This window comes from Pantoea phosphatilytica (genome assembly GCF_051025615.1).
Taxonomy (GTDB): Bacteria; Pseudomonadota; Gammaproteobacteria; order Enterobacterales; family Enterobacteriaceae; genus Pantoea.
Map to the genome: position 1 here is coordinate 103,197 of NZ_JBPFDF010000005.1, position 18,356 is coordinate 121,552.

Consider the following 18,356-nt stretch of genomic DNA (forward strand, 5'->3'; position numbering starts at 1 on the left):
TTATTATCCTTACTTCCTGCCGGAATCACGGTTCTGACCGGGGTTCAGACGCCGCGACGCATGTCGCTTCAGCATCACCCAGGCACCACTGCCCACCAGAGCGGAAACCAGCAGCGCCGCCAGCGCCAGCAGCACCGAGTGCTGGTTGGCATACCACACCACCATCATGTACCAGGGCATCTCCCCGCTGGGGAACTGCGCGCCGACACGGAAACTGCGGATGCCGTTTTCATCGGTGATAATCGCCGTATCGCCCCGCACCGCGGCGTTGATCTGCGCGGAACTCAAATCGTTGTGCAGACGCAGCAGCTGTTCGTCGCTGGTCGCCACCGTCATCACCACCAGCCGATCGCGATTCCACGGCGAGCGATAGCTAAGGAAGCCGCGCCACGCCTCGTTGGAGGAGAAGTAACGATCGGCATCCAGTTGCTGACGACTCCAGTCGCCGGTCAGCCAGCCACGCACTTTTTCCAGCGCGTCCGGCTCTTTCACACCGAAGGTGTTGCCCGTGGCGTCGTAAGGTGAGGCCGCCAGCATCGCCTGATTAAAGGCGCTGTTGCCGGTGGTGCTGACCGCCAGCAGATCGCTCTGCGCCAGGCGCGCCAGATGGGTGCCGCCAGCGGGCAGACCAAACAGCACCTGATTCTGCGTCAGCGCGACGCCGGTGGCGTTACCCGCCCGCGCGGCCAGGTCCAGCAGAGTGGACAGCTCCGCATCGCTGGGCGTTTCCGGCAGCAGCAGCGTGGTCTGGCCAAAGTCAGCCAGCCGCGAGAACGGGAATGACGCCCCCACAAAGTAGGAGAGGTTTGGCAGCATGCTGAAGTGACGCGTATGGCTCAGATCGATCCATGAATCCTCCTCAATCCGGCTCTTGATATTGTTGTTCAGCAGCACACCGCAGGGCGCATCCGCCCGCGGCTTAATATTGAAGTAGAGCGCCAGCTGGTTGTCGCCATAGATCAGATAGGGTTCGAGGTTAAGCTGATACTGCTCCTGACGCGCATCTCCGCCCAGGCGATGCCAGGCGCTCTCCAGCAGGCCGACCTTGTTCACCGTCAGGTTGCGCAGGAAGGTGCCGTTCAGCATGACGTTCAGGAACGAATTGTCCTCGTCGATCCAGCTTTCGGAGGGGAAGCGATAGTGCAGATTAACCGGCACCGTGTTGCCATCCCACAGAAACAGATCCGGCGCGGCGCGGAAGTTCACGCGCAGCGCATCATGCCAGATGCCGCTGCTGGTCAGGTTCTGATCTTTGCGCAGCAGCTCGCTCAGGCGCACCGGGCGGTCGGTGTTGATCCAGCGCGGCGCATCGTACGGCTTGCGGTTTCCGAGGGTCTGCGGGGAAACCAGCAGATGGTTCTCATCGGTATTCAGCGGCTGCGTCGTCAGCCGGTTGGCCGCCTGACGCAACTGATCGTCGTTATTGCCCACGACCAGCAGTAACTTGTAAACCGGATTGTTGGGGTTATCGACCAGCTGCAGCATCGGGCCGTTACTGGCCGGAAGCGTCAGAGTGCCGATGCGATCGCCGGGATGACCAAACAGGATGCCGTTATTTTCCGGCAGTTCGCCACGCACCACCGGGAAACGGATGCCGCGATAGTCACTCTGAATGCCGAGCCAGGAGGCCACCAGCGCCGCTGCGCTGACGGCATCCGGCGAGACCTGACGGGCGAAGCCCATCGTCACTACGGAGGCCGTCATCCGCTGCGGATCCAGGAAGGGACGCGGGAAATTGCGCAGGCTGGTACCGATATTGAGCTGCTGTCCCTCAAGGTGCAGCGCGGTCTTCGGCAGAATCGTGACCTGATACTGCTGCGCGCTCTCTTTTTCGCACAGCAGTTTGTCCGCATCGTTGATCTTAAAACTGAGGTTATTGGACGACACCACCATCGCTGCCGGAATATCCAGCTCATAGTCACTGACGTCGCTGTCCGTGGCGCCCAGCGGCAGCGTCCCCAGCGGCTGACCATTCAGCATCAGCTGCAGTGACGTATTACGGGCGGCCAGCGCGGCGGACACGCGCAGCGTCAGATTCAGCCGCGCATTGGTGATCACCTCATCGCTGGGCAGGGTAAAGGTGATCCCCGACTGTAACTGCCCTCCGGTCAGCGTGATGCCGCGCGTCTGGCCCATCTGGGCCACCGAGAGGGTGCTGCTGATGGGCTGATTGATCGCCGCCGCGATCACCGGCTGCGGCACCGCTACCGGGGCGGTTGTCTGGCCAGGCGCATAGGGCACCGCGCTGGCGGCAGCCGCCAGCGCCGGATCGGCACCGCTCAGTCCCTGCGGCGGCGGTACGTCGGACAGCGCACTGCTGTCCTGAGTGACGGATCCGCTGCTCTCCTCCGGCGCAGCGACAGACGCCGCCTCACCGCTGACCTGCGGCGTGGAGGTCGCCTCACCCGCCGGGGCATAAGCTGGATTTGACGATGCCGGCGTGGTTTCCGCCACGGCACGCTGTGGCGCTGAAGCTGGTGCAGATTCTGCAGCCTGCGCAGCCGGGGCTGCTGAAGAGAGTGACGGCGCGGCCGTCCTGCCACCGCTGACCGTCGGCGCGGCCTGCGCTGGATCTGCGGCCAATGTGGCCGCACTGTTAACCGGCGTCAACGCAGGCGTCGCACTGGCCGGTGCCTGATTTTCTGCGGGCGCACTGACGGCGGTATCGGCTGGCGGCGTGGTGGCCGCGGCCCCGGACGGCAGCGGTGCCGGGCTGTTGACCGGCTCGCGGGCGGCTGCACTGTCAGCGTGCGCTGTGGCGGTGCTATCCGGGGGCATCGGGGCCGGGCTGTTTACCGGTGCGGCGCTGCTGCTCTCACCGGCAACCGGCGTCTCCGCGACCGCAGGCGTCAGCCACAGCGCGGCGCTCAGCGAACTCGCCAGTAAAGTTTGCGTCAGGATCTTCATGCCGCGCCATCCTCTTTCGCCGCCGCGGCAACCGGGTCGACTTTTTTACGTTTATCGTGGCGCCCCTTCCAGGTCAGCCAGAACAGCTCAAATACGGTACGGACGATGGTGCCCAGCGAAATCAGCGGGTTATCCTGCTTATACTCCGGCTGGATCCAGGCATCGGCGCGCGCCAGCACCACCCGCACCAGTTCACGACGGCGCGTCAGCGGCATCGCCTCAAAGCGCAGGCGGATGCTCTCCCTGTCGCCGGAGATCTTGCTGACCGGAATGGTGATCGCGCCAGATTTCAGCAGCAGATCAATCTCTTCAATCTCGTCCGACTCATGGCGGCTGTCCGGTGCATCGAGCTGCGCGCCCCCCATCGAAAGGTTGCTGGTCAGGGTGCGTGATGAGATGCCGCTGGCGTAATGGATAATCGCCGGGATCTGCACCTCTACGCGGATGGTTTTACGCACCTGCTTGGTTTCACGGGCCACGGCAATGGCCGCCATCAGGATAATCAGGCTGAAGATCGCCCAGCCGACGTTGAGCGCAATAACATAAGGATCGACGCCAAAATAGTCATGCATCGTGGCACGGACGATGCCCGCCACGATCCCGATGCTCAGCAGCAGCGCCACAATGACGTGCGGACGCACGATGTGGAAATCGAAGAAGCCCTGGTCCAGCACGCCGCCTTTGTCCGTCACGTTGAACTTGCCATGTTTCGGCGACAGCAGGGTCAGCAGAGTCGGGATCACCAGATGGAAGCACATCACCGTCTCATAGATCTCCCCCCAGAAGGTGTAACGGAAACGGCCATTCATACGGGAGTTCACGTAGAGCGACATCACCAGGTGCGGCAGCACATAGGCAAAGATCAGCGACGCCGAGGAGTGAATAATATTCAGGTTAAACAGCAGATAAGCCAGCGGCGCCGTCAGGAAGGCGACGCGAGGCAGGCCGAACTGAAAATGCAGCATGGCGTTGAGATAGCAGAGACGCTGCTGCCACTTCAGACCCCGGCCAAACAGCGGGTTATCGACGCGGAAAATCTGCGTCATGCCGCGCGCCCAGCGGGTACGCTGGATGATATGCAGGCCGAGACGCTCGGTCGCCAGACCGGCCGCCAGTGGGATCGATAAAAAGGCGGAGCCCCAGCCCAGGCGCTGCATTTTCAGGGCGGTGTGCGCATCTTCGGTGACGGTTTCGACCGCAAAGCCGCCAATCTCTTCCAGCGCCGAACGGCGGATGACCGCACAGGAGCCACAGAAGAAGGTGGCGTTCCAGTTATCATTGCCCTGCTGTACCGGACCATAGAACAGCGCGCCCTCATTCGGAATGCTGCGCGCCGCGCGCAGGTTGCGCTCAAAGGGATCAGGCGAATAGAAGTAGTGCGGCGTCTGCAGCAGCGCCAGCTTCGGATCTTTCAGGAACGGGCCCACCGTCGCCTGCAGGAAAGTACGGGTCGCGACGTGGTCGCAGTCAAAGATGCAGATCAGCTCACCTTTGGTGATCTTCATCGCATGGTTGAGGTTGCCGGCCTTGGCGTGTTTATTATCGTCGCGGGTGATGTAGCCGACCCCGACATCCGCCGCGAAGCGGGCAAATTCGCTGCGCTTGCCATCATCCAGCAGATAGACTTTCAGTTTGTCACGCGGATAATCAATACACTGCGCCGCCAGCACGGTGTCGCGTACCACATCCAGACTTTCGTTATAAGAGGGCACATAAATATCGACCGTCGGCCACAGCGTGGTGTCATCGGGTAAGGGTTCGATGGTGCGTTTTAATGGCCAGGTGGTCTGCAGGAAGCCGAGAATTAAGATCAGCCAGACGTAAAGTTCCGCCAGATATAAGCCGATTCCCAGGAGTGCTTCGACCTCGGAATTAAAATGCAGCGTCTCCGTTGTCCGCCACCAGATATAGCGGCTGGACATTAAGGCGGAGAGAATAACCATCACCACCGTTATTTTTCGGCTCTTGCTGAAGCCCAATAAAAACATCATGCCAATACTGATCAGGCCAAAAATATACTGTTTCTGGCTGTCCATTGGCGTAATGATGATCACCGCAGCGACAGGTGCAAGCACCAGCAGCAGCAGGTAAAACCCGATTTTACTCATGAGTCACCCTGAGAAGAGCTGTGTAAGTCAGCCACCTGGCCGAAGCCGGTTAATAGTGGCTGGTGCGGATAGAGGCCTGCACTTCACCATTACCGACGGTGATATTCAGAATGCTGCTGACGCGTCTGGCGATCAGTTCAATATCAAATGCGGCCGCCGACGCGGGGCTGAAATCATAAACCGACTGCTGAGAGGCATTGGCTTCACCCACACTTTCATCACGGTGAACCACGCCCAGTAAATTATCGCCCAGCCGCTGCTGCATAAATGCGGTGACATCGCGGTTAATATTCCGCCGGTTATCGCACTGATTCAGAATAAAGTGGTGCCCCTGCTTATTATTAAGCGGTTTACCAATCATCCGGTTCTCTTCAATCTGCGGTAATAACGACACAGAGGCGGTATCCGCTAACATCACCACTAAATGCATATCGGCAAGCGCCGTCATCGCTTTAAGGGCGGGACCCGGGCCAGGCGGAAAATCGGCCACAATCACCAGACCCGGATAGTTCAGCACCGTGTCCAGGCCGCGCTTAATGAAGTGGGGATCTTTCATCAGGTTCTCTTCAAACCGTTCGCGCTGCGGCTCCGTGACGTCGCCATAAGGCAGAACAAAGATATTGCCGCCGGTGGTGAGAATCGACTGACTCCAGTCCGCCTGCTCTTCTGAACGCGCCACAAAGCCGCGGCCATCATTAAGCGGCACACCAAAGTGAAGACGCAGTGCATTCTGCACATCAAAATCGATGGCCAGCACTTTGCTACCGGATCGCGCCAGGCTCCAGGCCAGATTCGCCGCCAGCGTCGTTTTTCCCACGCCTCCCTTCGGCGAGCACACACAAACTAACGGCATAGCGCAATCTTCTCCAGTAGCGGTTTGAGTAAGGTTTCTTTTGGCAACTGAGTCTCACGCGGGCGGAACAGCGCACCAAAGCGCCCCGGATCAGAAGCGGATGCGGCCGGTGGCAGTGCGGGCTGCGCTGCAGCGACCGTCGCGGGCTGAGGCGCGATGAGCGTGGCGGCACGGACCGGCGCAACGCGCGCTGCCTCCTGCGGCGGAGCCACAGGGTGTGACGGCGGCGGCGGCGGAAAGAGCGACGCCGCGTGATTTTCCGCTCTGGCGGGCGCGGGCATCGCGCTGCCTGAAAGGCTCTCAAGGATCGACGTGCCAGCCGCCAGGGCCGGTTGCGCGCTGAGCGAGGCGTGGCGAGGCGGCGCCTCCGGTGGCGGTGCCGTAAACTCATCACCGCGCAGCGGTTGAGGTTGCGGCAGGTCAATACGCTGGCCGCCGCTAAAAGGGGTCTGATTTTCCTCTTTCGCCAGCTGACGAATCAGCGCCCACTTGCTGTGTTCTGCCGCTTCCTGCGCCTGGCCAGACATATCTTTAAAATCGATGTCGAGCGTCTGCGTTTTCTCTTTAAAACGCTGCAAATCATCGTAATTATTCTTCATGAGTCATGGCCTGCCACAAAGGGGAAATTTTCCCGGAATATAGCATATCCGTTTAATAATGGTCAGAAAAATCTGATTACAAAAAAAACAAATTCAATAAAATTGTTTAATCATAAAGATTCTTATTCAACCAGACATAGCCATTATCGGCATATTAATCCTGATAATTAACAATTATTTCTTAAGTTAAATCTGTCAGTACTATTTTAATAATTTTTAAGAATTGTCTGTTCTGTTAACGGCTGGCACAGCCAGACAGACCGACAGAAATCTCTTCAGAAAAAGAAATAAGCCTGCGGCAGGCCGCAATTAAAGCGAAGCATGTTGCTGAGGGATTGAAAGTATTTATCTTTTTTCTGGTTAAGCCTCAGCCGAAAAAAAATCAGGTGAGCCGTGTTAAAGAAAAGAGTGAGCGGCATCGTTACAGCGCCACCGCCGATCCGCCTGTGATGCGGCCTGCCGCTGAGTTGAGATAAAAAAAGGCTCCAGAATGGAGCCTCAGGCCGGGGGAACCGCGTCAGTATCGCCGCTGGCCTGTGCGCTAAAAGCGTTCTGCGCACAGGCCGCACACCTTTAGCTGACCTTCTCTGCCACACCCACTGGCTGATTCTCATCCTGATCCACAGCAAAGCAGGCAATCTCCTGTCCGCCATAGTTTTTCAGCTTCGGCTGCAGCTGGACGCAGGTGCCAAAACGACGATGACAGCGCGCATTGAAAGCGCAGCCCGGCGGCGGATTGAGCGGGCTGGGCAGTTCGCCGGTCAGCTTGATACGCTCACGGCGGTCGTCCGGGTTCAGGCGCGGTGTCGCGGAGAGCAGGGCCTGGGTGTAAGGATGGCGGGGATTAGAGAAGATCGCCTCTTTACTCCCCTTCTCGACGCAGCGGCCGAGATACATCACCATCACCTCATCGGCAATGTGCTCCACCACCGACAGATCGTGCGAAATGAAGACGTAAGAGAGCCCCATATCCTGTTGCAGATCCATCATCAGGTTAAGCACCTGAGCACGTACCGAGACATCAAGCGCGGAAACCGGCTCATCGGCGATCAGGACATCCGGGTCAAGCATCAGCCCGCGCGCGATAGCAATACGCTGACGCTGACCGCCGGAGAACATGTGCGGATAGCGATCGTAATGCTCGGTCTTCAGGCCCACTTTCGCCATCATCTCCAGCGTCTTCTCGCGGCGTTCCGCTTTGGTCAGCTGCGTGTTGATCACCAGCGGCTCTTCCAGAATCTGGCTTACTTTCTTACGCGGATTGAGCGAGCCGTACGGGTTCTGGAACACGATCTGGATTTTCTGTCGACGCAGCTTCTGCGCCTGCGGATCGTGCTTCAGCAGATCCTGACCGTGCCAGTAGAGCTGCCCTTCGGTTGGCGTTTCGATCATGGTCAGCAGGCGGCCCAGGGTCGATTTGCCACAGCCGGACTCCCCTACCACCGCCAGGGTTTTGCCCCGCTCCAGATTAAATGAGACGCCATCCAGTGCTTTAACCAGGCGCTCCTGACCAAACAGCCCCTTCTTCACCGGGTAGTGTTTCTTCAGATCGATGGCCTGCAGCAGGAACTGATCTTTATTGGTTTCATGACTCATAGGTTGGTCTCCCGGCATCGTCCAGCGGATAGTGACACTTGGACTGGCGTCCTGGAATGGTGCGCAGTTCAGGTTCTTCCTGACGACAGCGGTCAGTCGCATAGGGGCAGCGTGGATTCAGCAGACAGCCAATCGGGCGATCATACTTGCCCGGCACCACGCCCGGCAGTGAGGCCAGACGCGCTTTGTCTGCCGCAAACTCCGGCAGCGCACGCAGCAGCGCCTGCGTATAGGGATGGCGCGGTGCTTTAAAGATATCGCCGGCTTTGCCGCTCTCCACCACCTGACCGGCATACATCACGATAATGTGGTGCGCCGCTTCGGCCACCAGCGCCAGATCGTGCGTAATCAGGATCAGCGCCATGTTCTCCTGACGCTGTAACTCCAGCAGCAGCTCAATGATCTGCGCCTGAATAGTCACGTCGAGCGCCGTGGTCGGCTCATCGGCGATTAACAGCTTAGGCCGACAGGCGATTGCCATGGCGATCATCACACGCTGACTCATCCCGCCCGACAGCTGATGCGGGTAGACATCAAGCCGCGACGCCGGATCGGGAATACCGACCTGATTGAGCAGGTCGATCGCCCGCTGACGGCGGGTGCGTTTGTTGCCGCCCTGATGCACCTTGATCGCTTCCATAATCTGGTAGCCCACGGTGTAGCAGGGGTTGAGGCTGGTCATCGGGTCCTGGAAAATCATCGCCACTTCTGCGCCCACTAACTGGCGGCGCTCTTTTTCGGAGATGCGTTTCAGGTCGCGCTGGTTGAACTCCAGCTTCTCCGCCATCACCTTGCCAGGGAAATCGATCAGCCCCATGATCGCCAGTGAGCTGACCGATTTGCCGGAGCCGGACTCGCCCACAATGCCCACGACCTGGCCCTGCTCAACCTGATAACTGATGCGGTCAACCGCGCGGAAAGGTGCTTTTTCGTCACCGAAATGCACCGACAGTTTGTCTACATTTAATAACGCCATCTCGGTGCCTCTTTACTGCTTGAGTTTCGGGTCGAGTGCATCACGCAAACCATCGCCCATCAGGTTAAATGCCAGCACGGTCAGCAGAATGACCAGTCCGGGGAAGGTCACCACCCACCAGGCACTTTGCGCATACTGCAGAACGTCGGAGAGCATGGTGCCCCACTCCGGCGTTGGCGGTTGCGCACCCATACCGAGAAAGCCCAACGCCGCCATGTCAAGAATGGCGTTGGAGAAGCCTAATGAAGCCTGCACAATCAGCGGTGCCAGGCAGTTAGGCAGAATATTCACGAACATCTGGCGCAGCATACCGGCGCCCGCGACGCCGGAGGCGGTCACGTAGTCGCGGTTGACTTCCACCAGCACCGCCGCACGCGTAAGACGGATATAGTGCGGCAGCGCCACAAACGTCAGTGCGATGGAGGCGTTAACGATGGACGGGCCGAAAATAGCGACCAGCACCAGGGCCAGCAGCAGGCTGGGCAGCGCCAGCATGATATCGACCAGACGCATGATGGTGGCATCGACCACGCCGCCGAGATAGCCCGCCAGCAGGCCGAATATCACGCCGAAAATCAGCGACAGCACCACCACCAGACAGCCCACCAGCAGCGACAGGCGCGCACCAAACATCAGGCGCGACAGCACGTCACGGCCGACATCGTCGGTGCCCAGAATGTAGCTCCAGCTTCCACCCTCCTGCCAGACCGGCGGATGCAGCAGCGCATCGCGGAACTGCTCCGCAGGAGAGTGCGGGGCCAGCACATCGGCAAAGATGGCGCACAGCAGCACAATGATGATGTACACCAGGCCGATGACCGCGCCTTTGTTACGTTTAAAGTAGTGCCAGAATTCCTGAAATGGGGTCATCGGCTTGGGTGCAACGTTAACGCTGCCGGGTTCAACAACAGACATGATGCCCCCTTATTTCTTGTGACGTATGCGCGGGTTCACCACGCCATACAGCAGATCAACCAGCAGGTTGACCAGAATAATCAGAACGGCGGTCAGCAGCACCCCGCCCTGCACCACCGGGTAGTCGCGGCGCTGCAACGCTTCAATCAGCCAGCGGCCCAGACCCGGCCAGGAGAAGATGGTTTCGGTCAGAATCGCCCCGGCCAGCAGCGTGCCGACCTGCAGACCAATCACCGTCACCACCGGCAGCATGGCGTTGCGCAGCGCATGCACCACGATAACGCGCATCCGCGTCAGGCCCTTGGCGCGCGCCGTACGGATGTAATCTTCACCCAGGACTTCGAGCATGGCCGAGCGCGTCATACGCACAATCACTGCCAGCGGGATGGTGCCAAGGACGATGGCGGGCAGAATCATGTGCATGACCGCATCGTGGAAATCACCCGGCTCGCCCCAGAAGAAGGTATCGATCAGCATGAAGCCGGTCAGCGGCAGGGTGTCGTCCAGGAAGACGCTGTCGCCCACCCGCCCGGACACCGGCGTCAGGTTGAACTGCACCGAGACCAGCATGATCAGCATGATGCCCCACCAGAAAATCGGCATGGAGTAGCCGGTCAGTGAGATGCCTACCGCCGTATGGTCGAAAATCGAGCCACGTTTCACGGCCGCCAGAACCCCCACCGGGATGCCGATAGCGACGGCGAAGATCATGGCGCAGATGCCGAGTTCCAGCGTCGCTTTAAAGCGCGGCACGAACTCATCCCAGACCGGGATACGGCTCTTGAGTGAAATGCCGAGGTCGCCATGTAACACGCCGTTGATGTAGTTCAGATACTGTTTCCACAGTGGCTGATCCAGACCCAGCAGCGCCATTAACTGTGCATGACGTTCAGGTGAAATACCGCGTTCACCCGCCATGATCAGCACCGGATCGCCGGGGATCATATGAACAAACGCGAAAGTAAGTAGTGTAATGCCAATAAACGTTGGGATGACAAGGCCCAGACGTCGGAGTATGAACTGCAGCATAATCCGGTTTCTCTCTTGTCCGCGCGACCGTCGCCGCGAGGGGGGTTATTGCTTACATCTGACGATCGGGTAGGCCCGACCGCGACGCAGACAGGCTGCGCCTCTACCGTTTCCAGTAAAACAGGGAGATAGAGCCGGGGCGACGCGCAGCCGCCCCGGAAATGCGACAATTATTCTTTAATGTCTACCTGAGCAAAGTAGTGTCCGCCCAGCGGATCGACTTTGTAGCCGGAGACTTTCTTGCTGACCGGTTCATAGACCGTTGAGTGCGCGATCATCAGCGCCGGTGCCTGGTCATGCATTACAACCTGAGCCTGCTTGTAGTACTCGATGCGCTTCGCCTGATCGGCGGTGGCGCGGGCTGGCTGGATCTGATCCTCGAAGGATTTATCACACCAGCGCGAGTAGTTAGAGCCATCTTTGGCCGCTGAACAGCTGAACAGCGTTGCCAGGAAGTTATCCGGGTCACCGTTGTCGCCGGTCCAGCCCATCATGACGGTCTGGTGCTCGCCCGCTTTAGCACGCTTCAGATATTCGCCCCACTCGTAGGTGACGATTTTGGCTTTCACGCCAATCTTCGCCCAGTCGCTCTGGATCATCTCCGCCATGCGGCGTGCGTTCGGGTTGTAAGGACGCTGAACCGGCATCGCCCACAGGTCGATGGAGAAACCGTCCGCCATGCCCGCTTCTTTCAGCAGCGCTTTGGCTTTCTCAGGATCGTACGCGTAATCTTTCACCGCATCGTTGTAGCCCCACATTGTTGGTGGGATCAGGTTTTTAGCCGGCTGGCCTGCACCCTGATAAACGGCGTCGATGATTGCCTTTTTGTTGACCGCCATGGTCAGTGCCTGGCGCACTTTCAGGTTATCCAGCGGTTTTTTCTCAACGTTGTACGACAGATAACCGACGTTCAGGCCAGCCTGCTCATACAGATTGATGTTTTTGTCCTGCTTCATACGGGCGATGTCAGCCGGGTTCGGGTACGGCATCACCTGGCATTCGCCCTTCTGCAGCTTGGCGTAACGCACGGACGCATCCGGGGTGATCGAGAAGACCAGGCGATCGATTTTAGGCTTGGTGCCCCAGTAATCCGGGTTCGCTTTATACAGGATGCGGGAATCTTTCTGGTACTGCAGCAGCTGGAACGGCCCTGTACCCACCGGATTCAAGTCGACGTTCTGCGGAGTGCCCGCTTTCAGCATGTTGTCGGCGTACTCTTTCGACAGAATTGAGGCGAAGTCCATACCGAGATCGGCCAGGAACGGCGCTTCAGGACGCGTCAGCACGAAGCGTACGGTGTGGTCGTCCACTTTTTCGACTTTGCTGATCAGCTTCGGCATATCCATGCCTTCGAAATATTCGTAGCTGCCGCCGGAAACGCCGTGGTAGGCGTTATTTTTGTCCAGCTGGCGCTCGAAGGTGAACACCACATCATCTGCGTTAAATTCGCGCGTCGGTTTAAAATCTTTAGTGGTCTGCCACTTCACGCCTTTACGCAGGTGGAAGGTGTAGGTTTTACCGTCTTCGCTGACATCCCATTTCTCTGCCAGCGCCGCGTGCAGTTCGGTGGTGCCGATAGTGAACTCAACCAGTCGGTTGTAGATCTGACGTGAGCTGGCATCGTAGGTGGTGCCCGAGGTGAACAACTGCGGGTTAAAGCCTTCCGGCGAACCTTCAGAACAGTAAACCAGGGTTTTTGCCTGAACACCGGCGGCGACAGTCATAGCAATCAGGCTCAGACCGACCTTCAGCATCCCGGATTTAGCCAGGGAGTTGATCATGCTTTTGCTCCATTGTGATGTGATGTTGTGTGTATTGCCCGACCTCTGATTTTTTTATGCGGTTCAGGCGGACCACCGAACGGGTGGCGTAAACGCACGATACTGTTTGTTTTTCTTATGCCGACCGGGCATTCAGAAAATTCCGTAACTGCACGTTTATTGACGCATCAATTTGTCAACAGTTGCAAAGAACGTCAATACAACGGTTACTTATTTACACAGAGTGTGAGGAATAGCATGCAACGGTAATAAAAACCGTTTTGCCTTGAAAGCCATACAATGCACAGCGCAGAAGGCCTGGTTTCCGTGCATTGTGCTGGACGGCGACTCTGTCGCTAGTGATTCTCACCGCTAAAAAACTTAAAAATTTCACCGATAAATGCTGAATAACTGAACGATTCACCGTGCGTTATGACGTTCATCCAGCGGAATATGCTGGTAAGTAAGTATAAGAAATCAGCATGTTGACGCTTTCGGTCATAAGAAGAACGTGTCGCGAATTATGCTGGCATCTCTGATGTGGCAAGGGCTGTCAGCGCGAAAACGGCCATAACAGCGGTCAATCAGCGAAACGGGTGACGAACGGGTTTTACTGGAACTTTCAGGAAAAGGCAGAGGCGTTGTGGGGTTGACATCCGCCGCCTGATAACGCAGGAAAATCCGGGACCCTTTGTCCGACGACACCTGTGAGCTGCGGGATGATAAAATATTGATTATGTTATCTTTTTTTCATTGCCTGCCACCTCTGTCAACTATAACACCAGGGGATCCTGCCTAGCTGCCAGCTCGGGAATGCACTGCGGTAAGCGGCTCACGGATTTAGTCTGAAGTGTCCGTATTGGCACCTGATGCCTCTGCCGGATGTAAAGCGAAGGGAGCCTGCATGGCTGTCGGATCGGGAATGCGCCGGAAACACGGTCAGATCGGAAAGGCGCTTAAACCTTCCCTGGACGCTTTTCTCTTCTGCCCCTGTTCCCTGCGCCTTAGATTATGCGCTGCGGTAAGAGGCTCACGGATTTAGTCTGAAGTGTCTGTATTGGCACCTGATGCCTCTGCCGGACGTAAAGCGAAGGGAGCCCGCGCCTGTAGCAAAGCATAGCGGGCCAGGGATGGCCCACGCTGAGCCCGCCAGGGATGGCGGTTTTGCGTCTTTGCGGAAGGCGCAGGCTTCCTGAAGCCCGCTCAGTACCAGGCGCCTGCCCGTAATCCTCTTTTCTGCAGACGAAAAAAAACCTGTCTTTTCAGACAGGTTTCTTGAATATGGTCGGCGAGAGAGGATTCGAACCTCCGACCCACTGGTCCCAAACCAGTTGCGCTACCAAGCTGCGCTACTCGCCGATGGGGGCGCATGTTACTGCTACCCCCGAACAGCGTCAACCGCTTTTTGAGCTTTTGCCGCCGATCGCCTGGAAAGCACACGGTTAACGGGCTTCAGCCGCCTGCCGCTGCCTTTTCATTCTCTGCTACAGCGACTTAGCCTCACTCTTAGCCGGTGCCTGACACCAGTTATTGGCCGGATTAATGCCTCCATCTGGCGAGGTATACCCCAGACAACCCAGAATGGTATCGAACAGCTCAACATGCCGATGAGTACGCCCCACACGCTGCTGCGCCTGCAGACGCTCAAAGTTGCTGCGGTTCTGGCTGTCTTCCAGGTATTTATCAGACGCCCAGACCATCATGGGCACCCGGAACTGCTCAGGGGGGGCCATCTCACGCGGCGTGCCATGCAGATGCATATTCTCGCTGATCGACTCACCGTGATCGGCTGCATAGAAGACGATCGCCTTCTTGTCGCGCAGCTGGTCCAGCACGCTGTCCAGCATGCTATCGACATAGAGCACCGAGTTATCATAAGCATTAATCAACTGCGCTTTACTACAGGTCTCATCCACGCCCATGCATTCCGGCTGATATTTCGCGAAGCTGCGCGGATAACGCTGTGAATAGAGATAGTGCGACCCTTTGGTGTGCAGCACCACCAGATGCTTGCCTTTCGGGAAACGATCCAGTGACGCTTTCATCTCCGGCACCAGCAGCATGTCATCGACCGCTTTACCCTGATTGCGCTTCTCTGAACCAATCTGCTCGCGGAAAGCAAAGTTATTGGCATTTACGTTATCGTAGAACCAGACCTCGCTCTGCATCGCAAACAGTTCCGAGGTAAAGCCCAGCTCTTTCATCACCGCAAACACGTTCTGCTCTTTCAGCGTACGCCCCGGATTATCCATGGTGCCGCCCTCGCGCACGAACATGCAGCGCAGCGACAGTTTGGTCGCGGTATCACAGGACTCACCCCGGAAGGCCACCAGGTTCTTCTCTTTGGACAGCTTCGGCGTGGTATCACGCTCATAGCCCAGCATCCCCATGTGATCCCAGCGCGTGGTCTCGCCAATCACAAACACCACATAGGTATCGTCCAGCCCGGCAGGCGCAACATAGGTAAACTTCTTCGCCGGATCGAGCAGCTCCTCGTTTTTCAGAGACTCATCCACGCGGGTCCACGCAAACAGTCCGACCGCCGCCAGCCAGTTAGACGGCAGATAGGAGTGCGCTACCACCCCGCCGTAGCTCGGCAGATCGATATTGGTGATCTCTTCGTTGTGCTTCTGCAGCTTGTCGAAAAAGCGGATGGGCAGCCAGACCAGCGCGACACAGAGCAGCATAACCAGGGTCGGTTTCAGGCGCTGCCCCGGCGTCCGCAACTGCTCATTCAGCGTCATGCTCAGCCGGTTGCGCCAGATCATCAGCAGCGGCAACGCGCTGACCAGCACCATCCACAGGATGAAATGATAACCCACGACCTCTTTAGAGAGATCGGTGTCGGTCGTCATCACTGACGCCACAATACCGTAACCAATCACAACGTTAAAAAACGCCATGTAATAGGCCGCGGCGACAGAAATCAGCACGATCAGCGTGGCCAGCACGCGATAAAACCACTTTCCTCCCAGCGACAGCAGGCGCATCAGGAAGAACGTCAGCAGCACAATGGCGACCACCTCGGTGACGGCAGTCAGCCAGTTCGTTATCGTAGAATGCCTGAGAAAACCATCAAAACGGCGATAGAAAATCGGTAAATTCAGTAAGATACCGAGATAGAGCGCCAGCAAGAGCGATAACTTTTGCTGAGACAGGGTTTTAATATAATTCATGAAAAAAGGTGTTTCTCCGGAGTGAAGCGCTTGACCAAATCTTGTTATGTGACTACCGAAACGCGACAGAGTTCGCCGAATAAGCGGACCGGACAAAGATGAAGGAAAATTCTGAACGGGCTAACAGGCTGTAACGCGAGGTGGCTCAGTAAAGCATGGCCGCTCTTGTCAGGCCAGAAAATAATCACTGATGACCCGATTAGCGCCTTTTTTTACACAATGAGAGGATTCGTGGGAGGACATTGCCGCAGTGCGCAGCAGAAAAGAAGCGGGCCTGCGTATCAGGCCCGCAGCACGCTTAGCAGAGGATATTCAGCGTGACGTCGATGTTGTTGCGGGTCGCGTTTGAGTAAGGGCAGACGATATGTGCCGCATCCACCAGCTTCTGCGCTTCTGCTTCATCCATGCCAGGCAGATGAATGTTCAGCGTCGCTTCAATACCAAAACCGTTGGGAATAGGACCGATGCCCACTTCACCTTCGATCCATGCATCTTTTGGCATAGCGATTTTGTCACGGCCAGCAACAAACTTCATCGCGCCGATGAAGCAGGCAGAGTAACCCGCAGCAAACAGCTGCTCAGGGTTGGTGACTTCACCGCCTGCACCACCCATCTCTTTTGGCACGCCCAGTTTCACGTCCAGCACACCGTCAGAAGAGGTTGCACGACCATCGCGACCACCGGTTGCTTTGGCTTTGGCGCGGTAAACCACTTGTTCTAAAGACATGACATTTCTCCGTTACGCTATTTAATCGCCCGCTACTTATTTAACCGTAACCGGGCGGTGAGGTTCAGTGGGTGCGGCGCACCCAACCGCAATCTTTATCGGGACTGGTTCAGGTTGTCGCGCAACCCATCCAGCTGTAATTTCAGGGCCAGCAGGGCCTCATCTTCACAGGCCGTGGCACATTTAACGGCGTCAGGGATGGTCTCAGCCCTGGCGCGCAGCGCCCGGCCAGTCTCCGTCAGCGTCACCGCAACCTGCCGCTCATCCTGACGGGTGCGCTGCCGGTTAATCAGACCTGCGCTCTCCAGCCGCTTCAGCAAAGGCGTTAAGGTGGCCGAGTCTAAAAAGAGCTGCTCGCCAATCTCCGAGACCGTGACATCATCTTTTTGCCACAGCACCAGCATCACCAGATATTGCGGATAGGTAATATCGAGCTGGCTCAGCAGCTGGCGATAGACTTTGCTCATCGCCAGGTTGGCAGAATAAAGCGCAAAGCAGAGCTGCTGATCGACCAACAGTGGCATCGGTTTCACTTTTTTGTCATCTTGATCACTGTTCATACTGATGAATATAGATAGTGCGCTAGATAATTGCAAGCAAACTTTTGGCCAGGGGGAAAAGCATGCAGGATTCACTGGAAGAACAGGCTCGTCGCTTTGCCACCGAGGCACATGCCGGGGCCGGTCAGCGCCGCAAATATACCGATGAGCCATACATCGTTCATCCGGCTGCGGTCGCAGAGCTGGTGCGCAGCGTCAGTCACGACGAGGCGCTCTTAGCGGCGGCCTGGCTGCACGACACGGTGGAAGATACCGCCACGACGCAACAGGATATCGAAGCGCATTTTGGTCAGCGTGTGGCCAGCCTGGTGGAGATGCTGACCGACAGCGCCCCCGCCACGGCAAAGAATCGCGCCGCCCGCAAAGTAGCGCACTTCCGCCACACGGCCAGTGCCAGTCCTGAAGCGCAGACCATCAAACTGGCAGACATCATCGACAATACCCGCGCGATCGTCCGATTTGATCCCGATTTTGCACGGATTTACCTGGTAGAAAAACAGATCCAGATCGCCTTGCTGAAACAGGGCGATGCGCAGCTATGGCAGCAGGCTTCGACGATTATCGAAAGCGGGCTGGCCCAGCTGCGGGAGCCGCCCTACAGCGTGCCGGAGAGCTGGTTTGCAAAGCAGGCGGCGAAATACAGCCTCTGACATCCATAAAAAAACCCGCCAGCGGCGGGTTCCTTCGTGCTGCCTGATCACTCAAGCAACTGCCGCCCCAGATAGGGGTTGGCATGTAATAACTTCATCAGTTTCTGCGCCGTCGCAGATGGACGGGTACGGCGGGCTTCCCAGCTTTTCACGGAAGAAACGCTCACGCCCATTACTTTCGCAAACTCATCAACCTGCATGCCGGTCATTTCACGCAGACGCTGCGGCTCTGGCTGGGCGGGTTGCTGACGCTGAATAAGTAACTCGGCGGCGCGATCATCACGTGTCAAAACAATCTGCTCAAGGCTGCTGAGCAATTCAAACATCGGGTCTTTTAATTCCATAGAGAACTCCTTAAAACTCACTATGAAGCACGTGAAAGTAGAGAGGTACGAGCCTGAAGTCAGGACTCTGAAACCGGGCCTGTTCCAGGCTGGATCCCGCAAGGGTTTGTTTTTGTTATGAGAGAAACCATTACGGGACACAGCCTGCGGTGCACT

Annotated in this window: 14 protein-coding genes and 1 tRNA gene; 1 reads left to right on the forward strand and 14 read right to left on the reverse strand. The window is 57.4% G+C overall.

Annotated features, from left to right (window positions below):
- Positions 1-9: 9 nt before the first annotated feature.
- The 13 genes from bcsB to ACR6AS_RS17355 form a co-directional block, all read right to left on the reverse strand.
- Entirely contained in the window at positions 10-2,907 is a 2,898-nt protein-coding gene (gene bcsB, locus ACR6AS_RS17295; RefSeq protein WP_434163249.1) for a cellulose biosynthesis cyclic di-GMP-binding regulatory protein BcsB, read from the reverse strand.
- On the reverse strand, positions 2,904-5,015 hold the full coding sequence (gene bcsA / locus ACR6AS_RS17300; protein WP_434163250.1) for a UDP-forming cellulose synthase catalytic subunit: 2,112 nt from the start codon (positions 5,013-5,015) through the stop codon (positions 2,904-2,906). Before bcsA ends, bcsB begins: the two co-directional genes overlap by 4 nt.
- 49 nt (positions 5,016-5,064) lie before the next feature.
- Entirely contained in the window at positions 5,065-5,868 is an 804-nt protein-coding gene (gene bcsQ / locus ACR6AS_RS17305) for a cellulose biosynthesis protein BcsQ (RefSeq protein WP_111142067.1), read from the reverse strand.
- Positions 5,859-6,467, reverse strand: a complete 609-nt coding sequence (bcsO, locus tag ACR6AS_RS17310; RefSeq protein ID WP_434163253.1) for a cellulose biosynthesis protein BcsO — start codon at positions 6,465-6,467, stop codon at positions 5,859-5,861. Before bcsO ends, bcsQ begins: the two co-directional genes overlap by 10 nt.
- A 573-nt stretch (positions 6,468-7,040) precedes the next feature.
- Positions 7,041-8,063: a dipeptide ABC transporter ATP-binding subunit DppF gene (dppF, locus tag ACR6AS_RS17315; protein ID WP_111142069.1), complete on the reverse strand. Its 1,023-nt coding sequence runs from the start codon at positions 8,061-8,063 to the stop codon at positions 7,041-7,043.
- Positions 8,053-9,039 (reverse strand): dipeptide ABC transporter ATP-binding protein, encoded by a 987-nt coding sequence (dppD, locus tag ACR6AS_RS17320; RefSeq protein ID WP_111142070.1) that lies wholly within the window; start codon positions 9,037-9,039, stop codon positions 8,053-8,055. The genes dppF and dppD overlap by 11 nt, the downstream gene beginning before the upstream one ends.
- A 12-nt stretch (positions 9,040-9,051) precedes the next feature.
- Positions 9,052-9,954 carry a dipeptide ABC transporter permease DppC gene (gene dppC, locus ACR6AS_RS17325; RefSeq protein ID WP_293770676.1) on the reverse strand — a complete coding sequence of 301 codons (903 nt, stop codon included), beginning with the start codon at positions 9,952-9,954 and terminating at the stop codon, positions 9,052-9,054.
- Between the two features lie 9 nt (positions 9,955-9,963).
- Positions 9,964-10,983: a dipeptide ABC transporter permease DppB gene (gene dppB / locus ACR6AS_RS17330; protein WP_111141300.1), complete on the reverse strand. Its 1,020-nt coding sequence runs from the start codon at positions 10,981-10,983 to the stop codon at positions 9,964-9,966.
- A 170-nt stretch (positions 10,984-11,153) separates the two neighbouring features.
- Complete coding sequence (gene dppA, locus ACR6AS_RS17335; RefSeq protein WP_111141301.1) at positions 11,154-12,764, reverse strand: dipeptide ABC transporter periplasmic-binding protein DppA; 1,611 nt, start codon at positions 12,762-12,764, stop codon at positions 11,154-11,156.
- 1,261 nt (positions 12,765-14,025) lie between these two features.
- Positions 14,026-14,102: transfer RNA gene (locus ACR6AS_RS17340), tRNA-Pro, on the reverse strand.
- A gap of 125 nt (positions 14,103-14,227) precedes the next feature.
- On the reverse strand, positions 14,228-15,919 hold the full coding sequence (eptB, locus tag ACR6AS_RS17345; RefSeq protein WP_434163256.1) for a kdo(2)-lipid A phosphoethanolamine 7''-transferase: 1,692 nt from the start codon (positions 15,917-15,919) through the stop codon (positions 14,228-14,230).
- Between the two features lie 298 nt (positions 15,920-16,217).
- Positions 16,218-16,646 (reverse strand): organic hydroperoxide resistance protein, encoded by a 429-nt coding sequence (locus ACR6AS_RS17350; RefSeq protein ID WP_111141303.1) that lies wholly within the window; start codon positions 16,644-16,646, stop codon positions 16,218-16,220.
- 95 nt (positions 16,647-16,741) lie between these two features.
- Positions 16,742-17,206: a MarR family winged helix-turn-helix transcriptional regulator gene (locus ACR6AS_RS17355; protein ID WP_111141304.1), complete on the reverse strand. Its 465-nt coding sequence runs from the start codon at positions 17,204-17,206 to the stop codon at positions 16,742-16,744.
- A 62-nt stretch (positions 17,207-17,268) separates the two neighbouring features.
- Here ACR6AS_RS17355 and ACR6AS_RS17360 point away from each other — a divergent pair, with 62 nt between their 5' ends.
- On the forward strand, positions 17,269-17,856 hold the full coding sequence (locus tag ACR6AS_RS17360; protein ID WP_293770683.1) for an HD domain-containing protein: 588 nt from the start codon (positions 17,269-17,271) through the stop codon (positions 17,854-17,856).
- Between the two features lie 47 nt (positions 17,857-17,903).
- On the opposite strand, the gene ACR6AS_RS17365 is transcribed toward ACR6AS_RS17360, so the two are convergent.
- Positions 17,904-18,200, reverse strand: coding sequence for an HTH-type transcriptional regulator (locus ACR6AS_RS17365; RefSeq protein ID WP_010257438.1), 297 nt, complete (start codon positions 18,198-18,200; stop codon positions 17,904-17,906).
- Between the last annotated feature and the right edge of the window lie 156 nt (positions 18,201-18,356).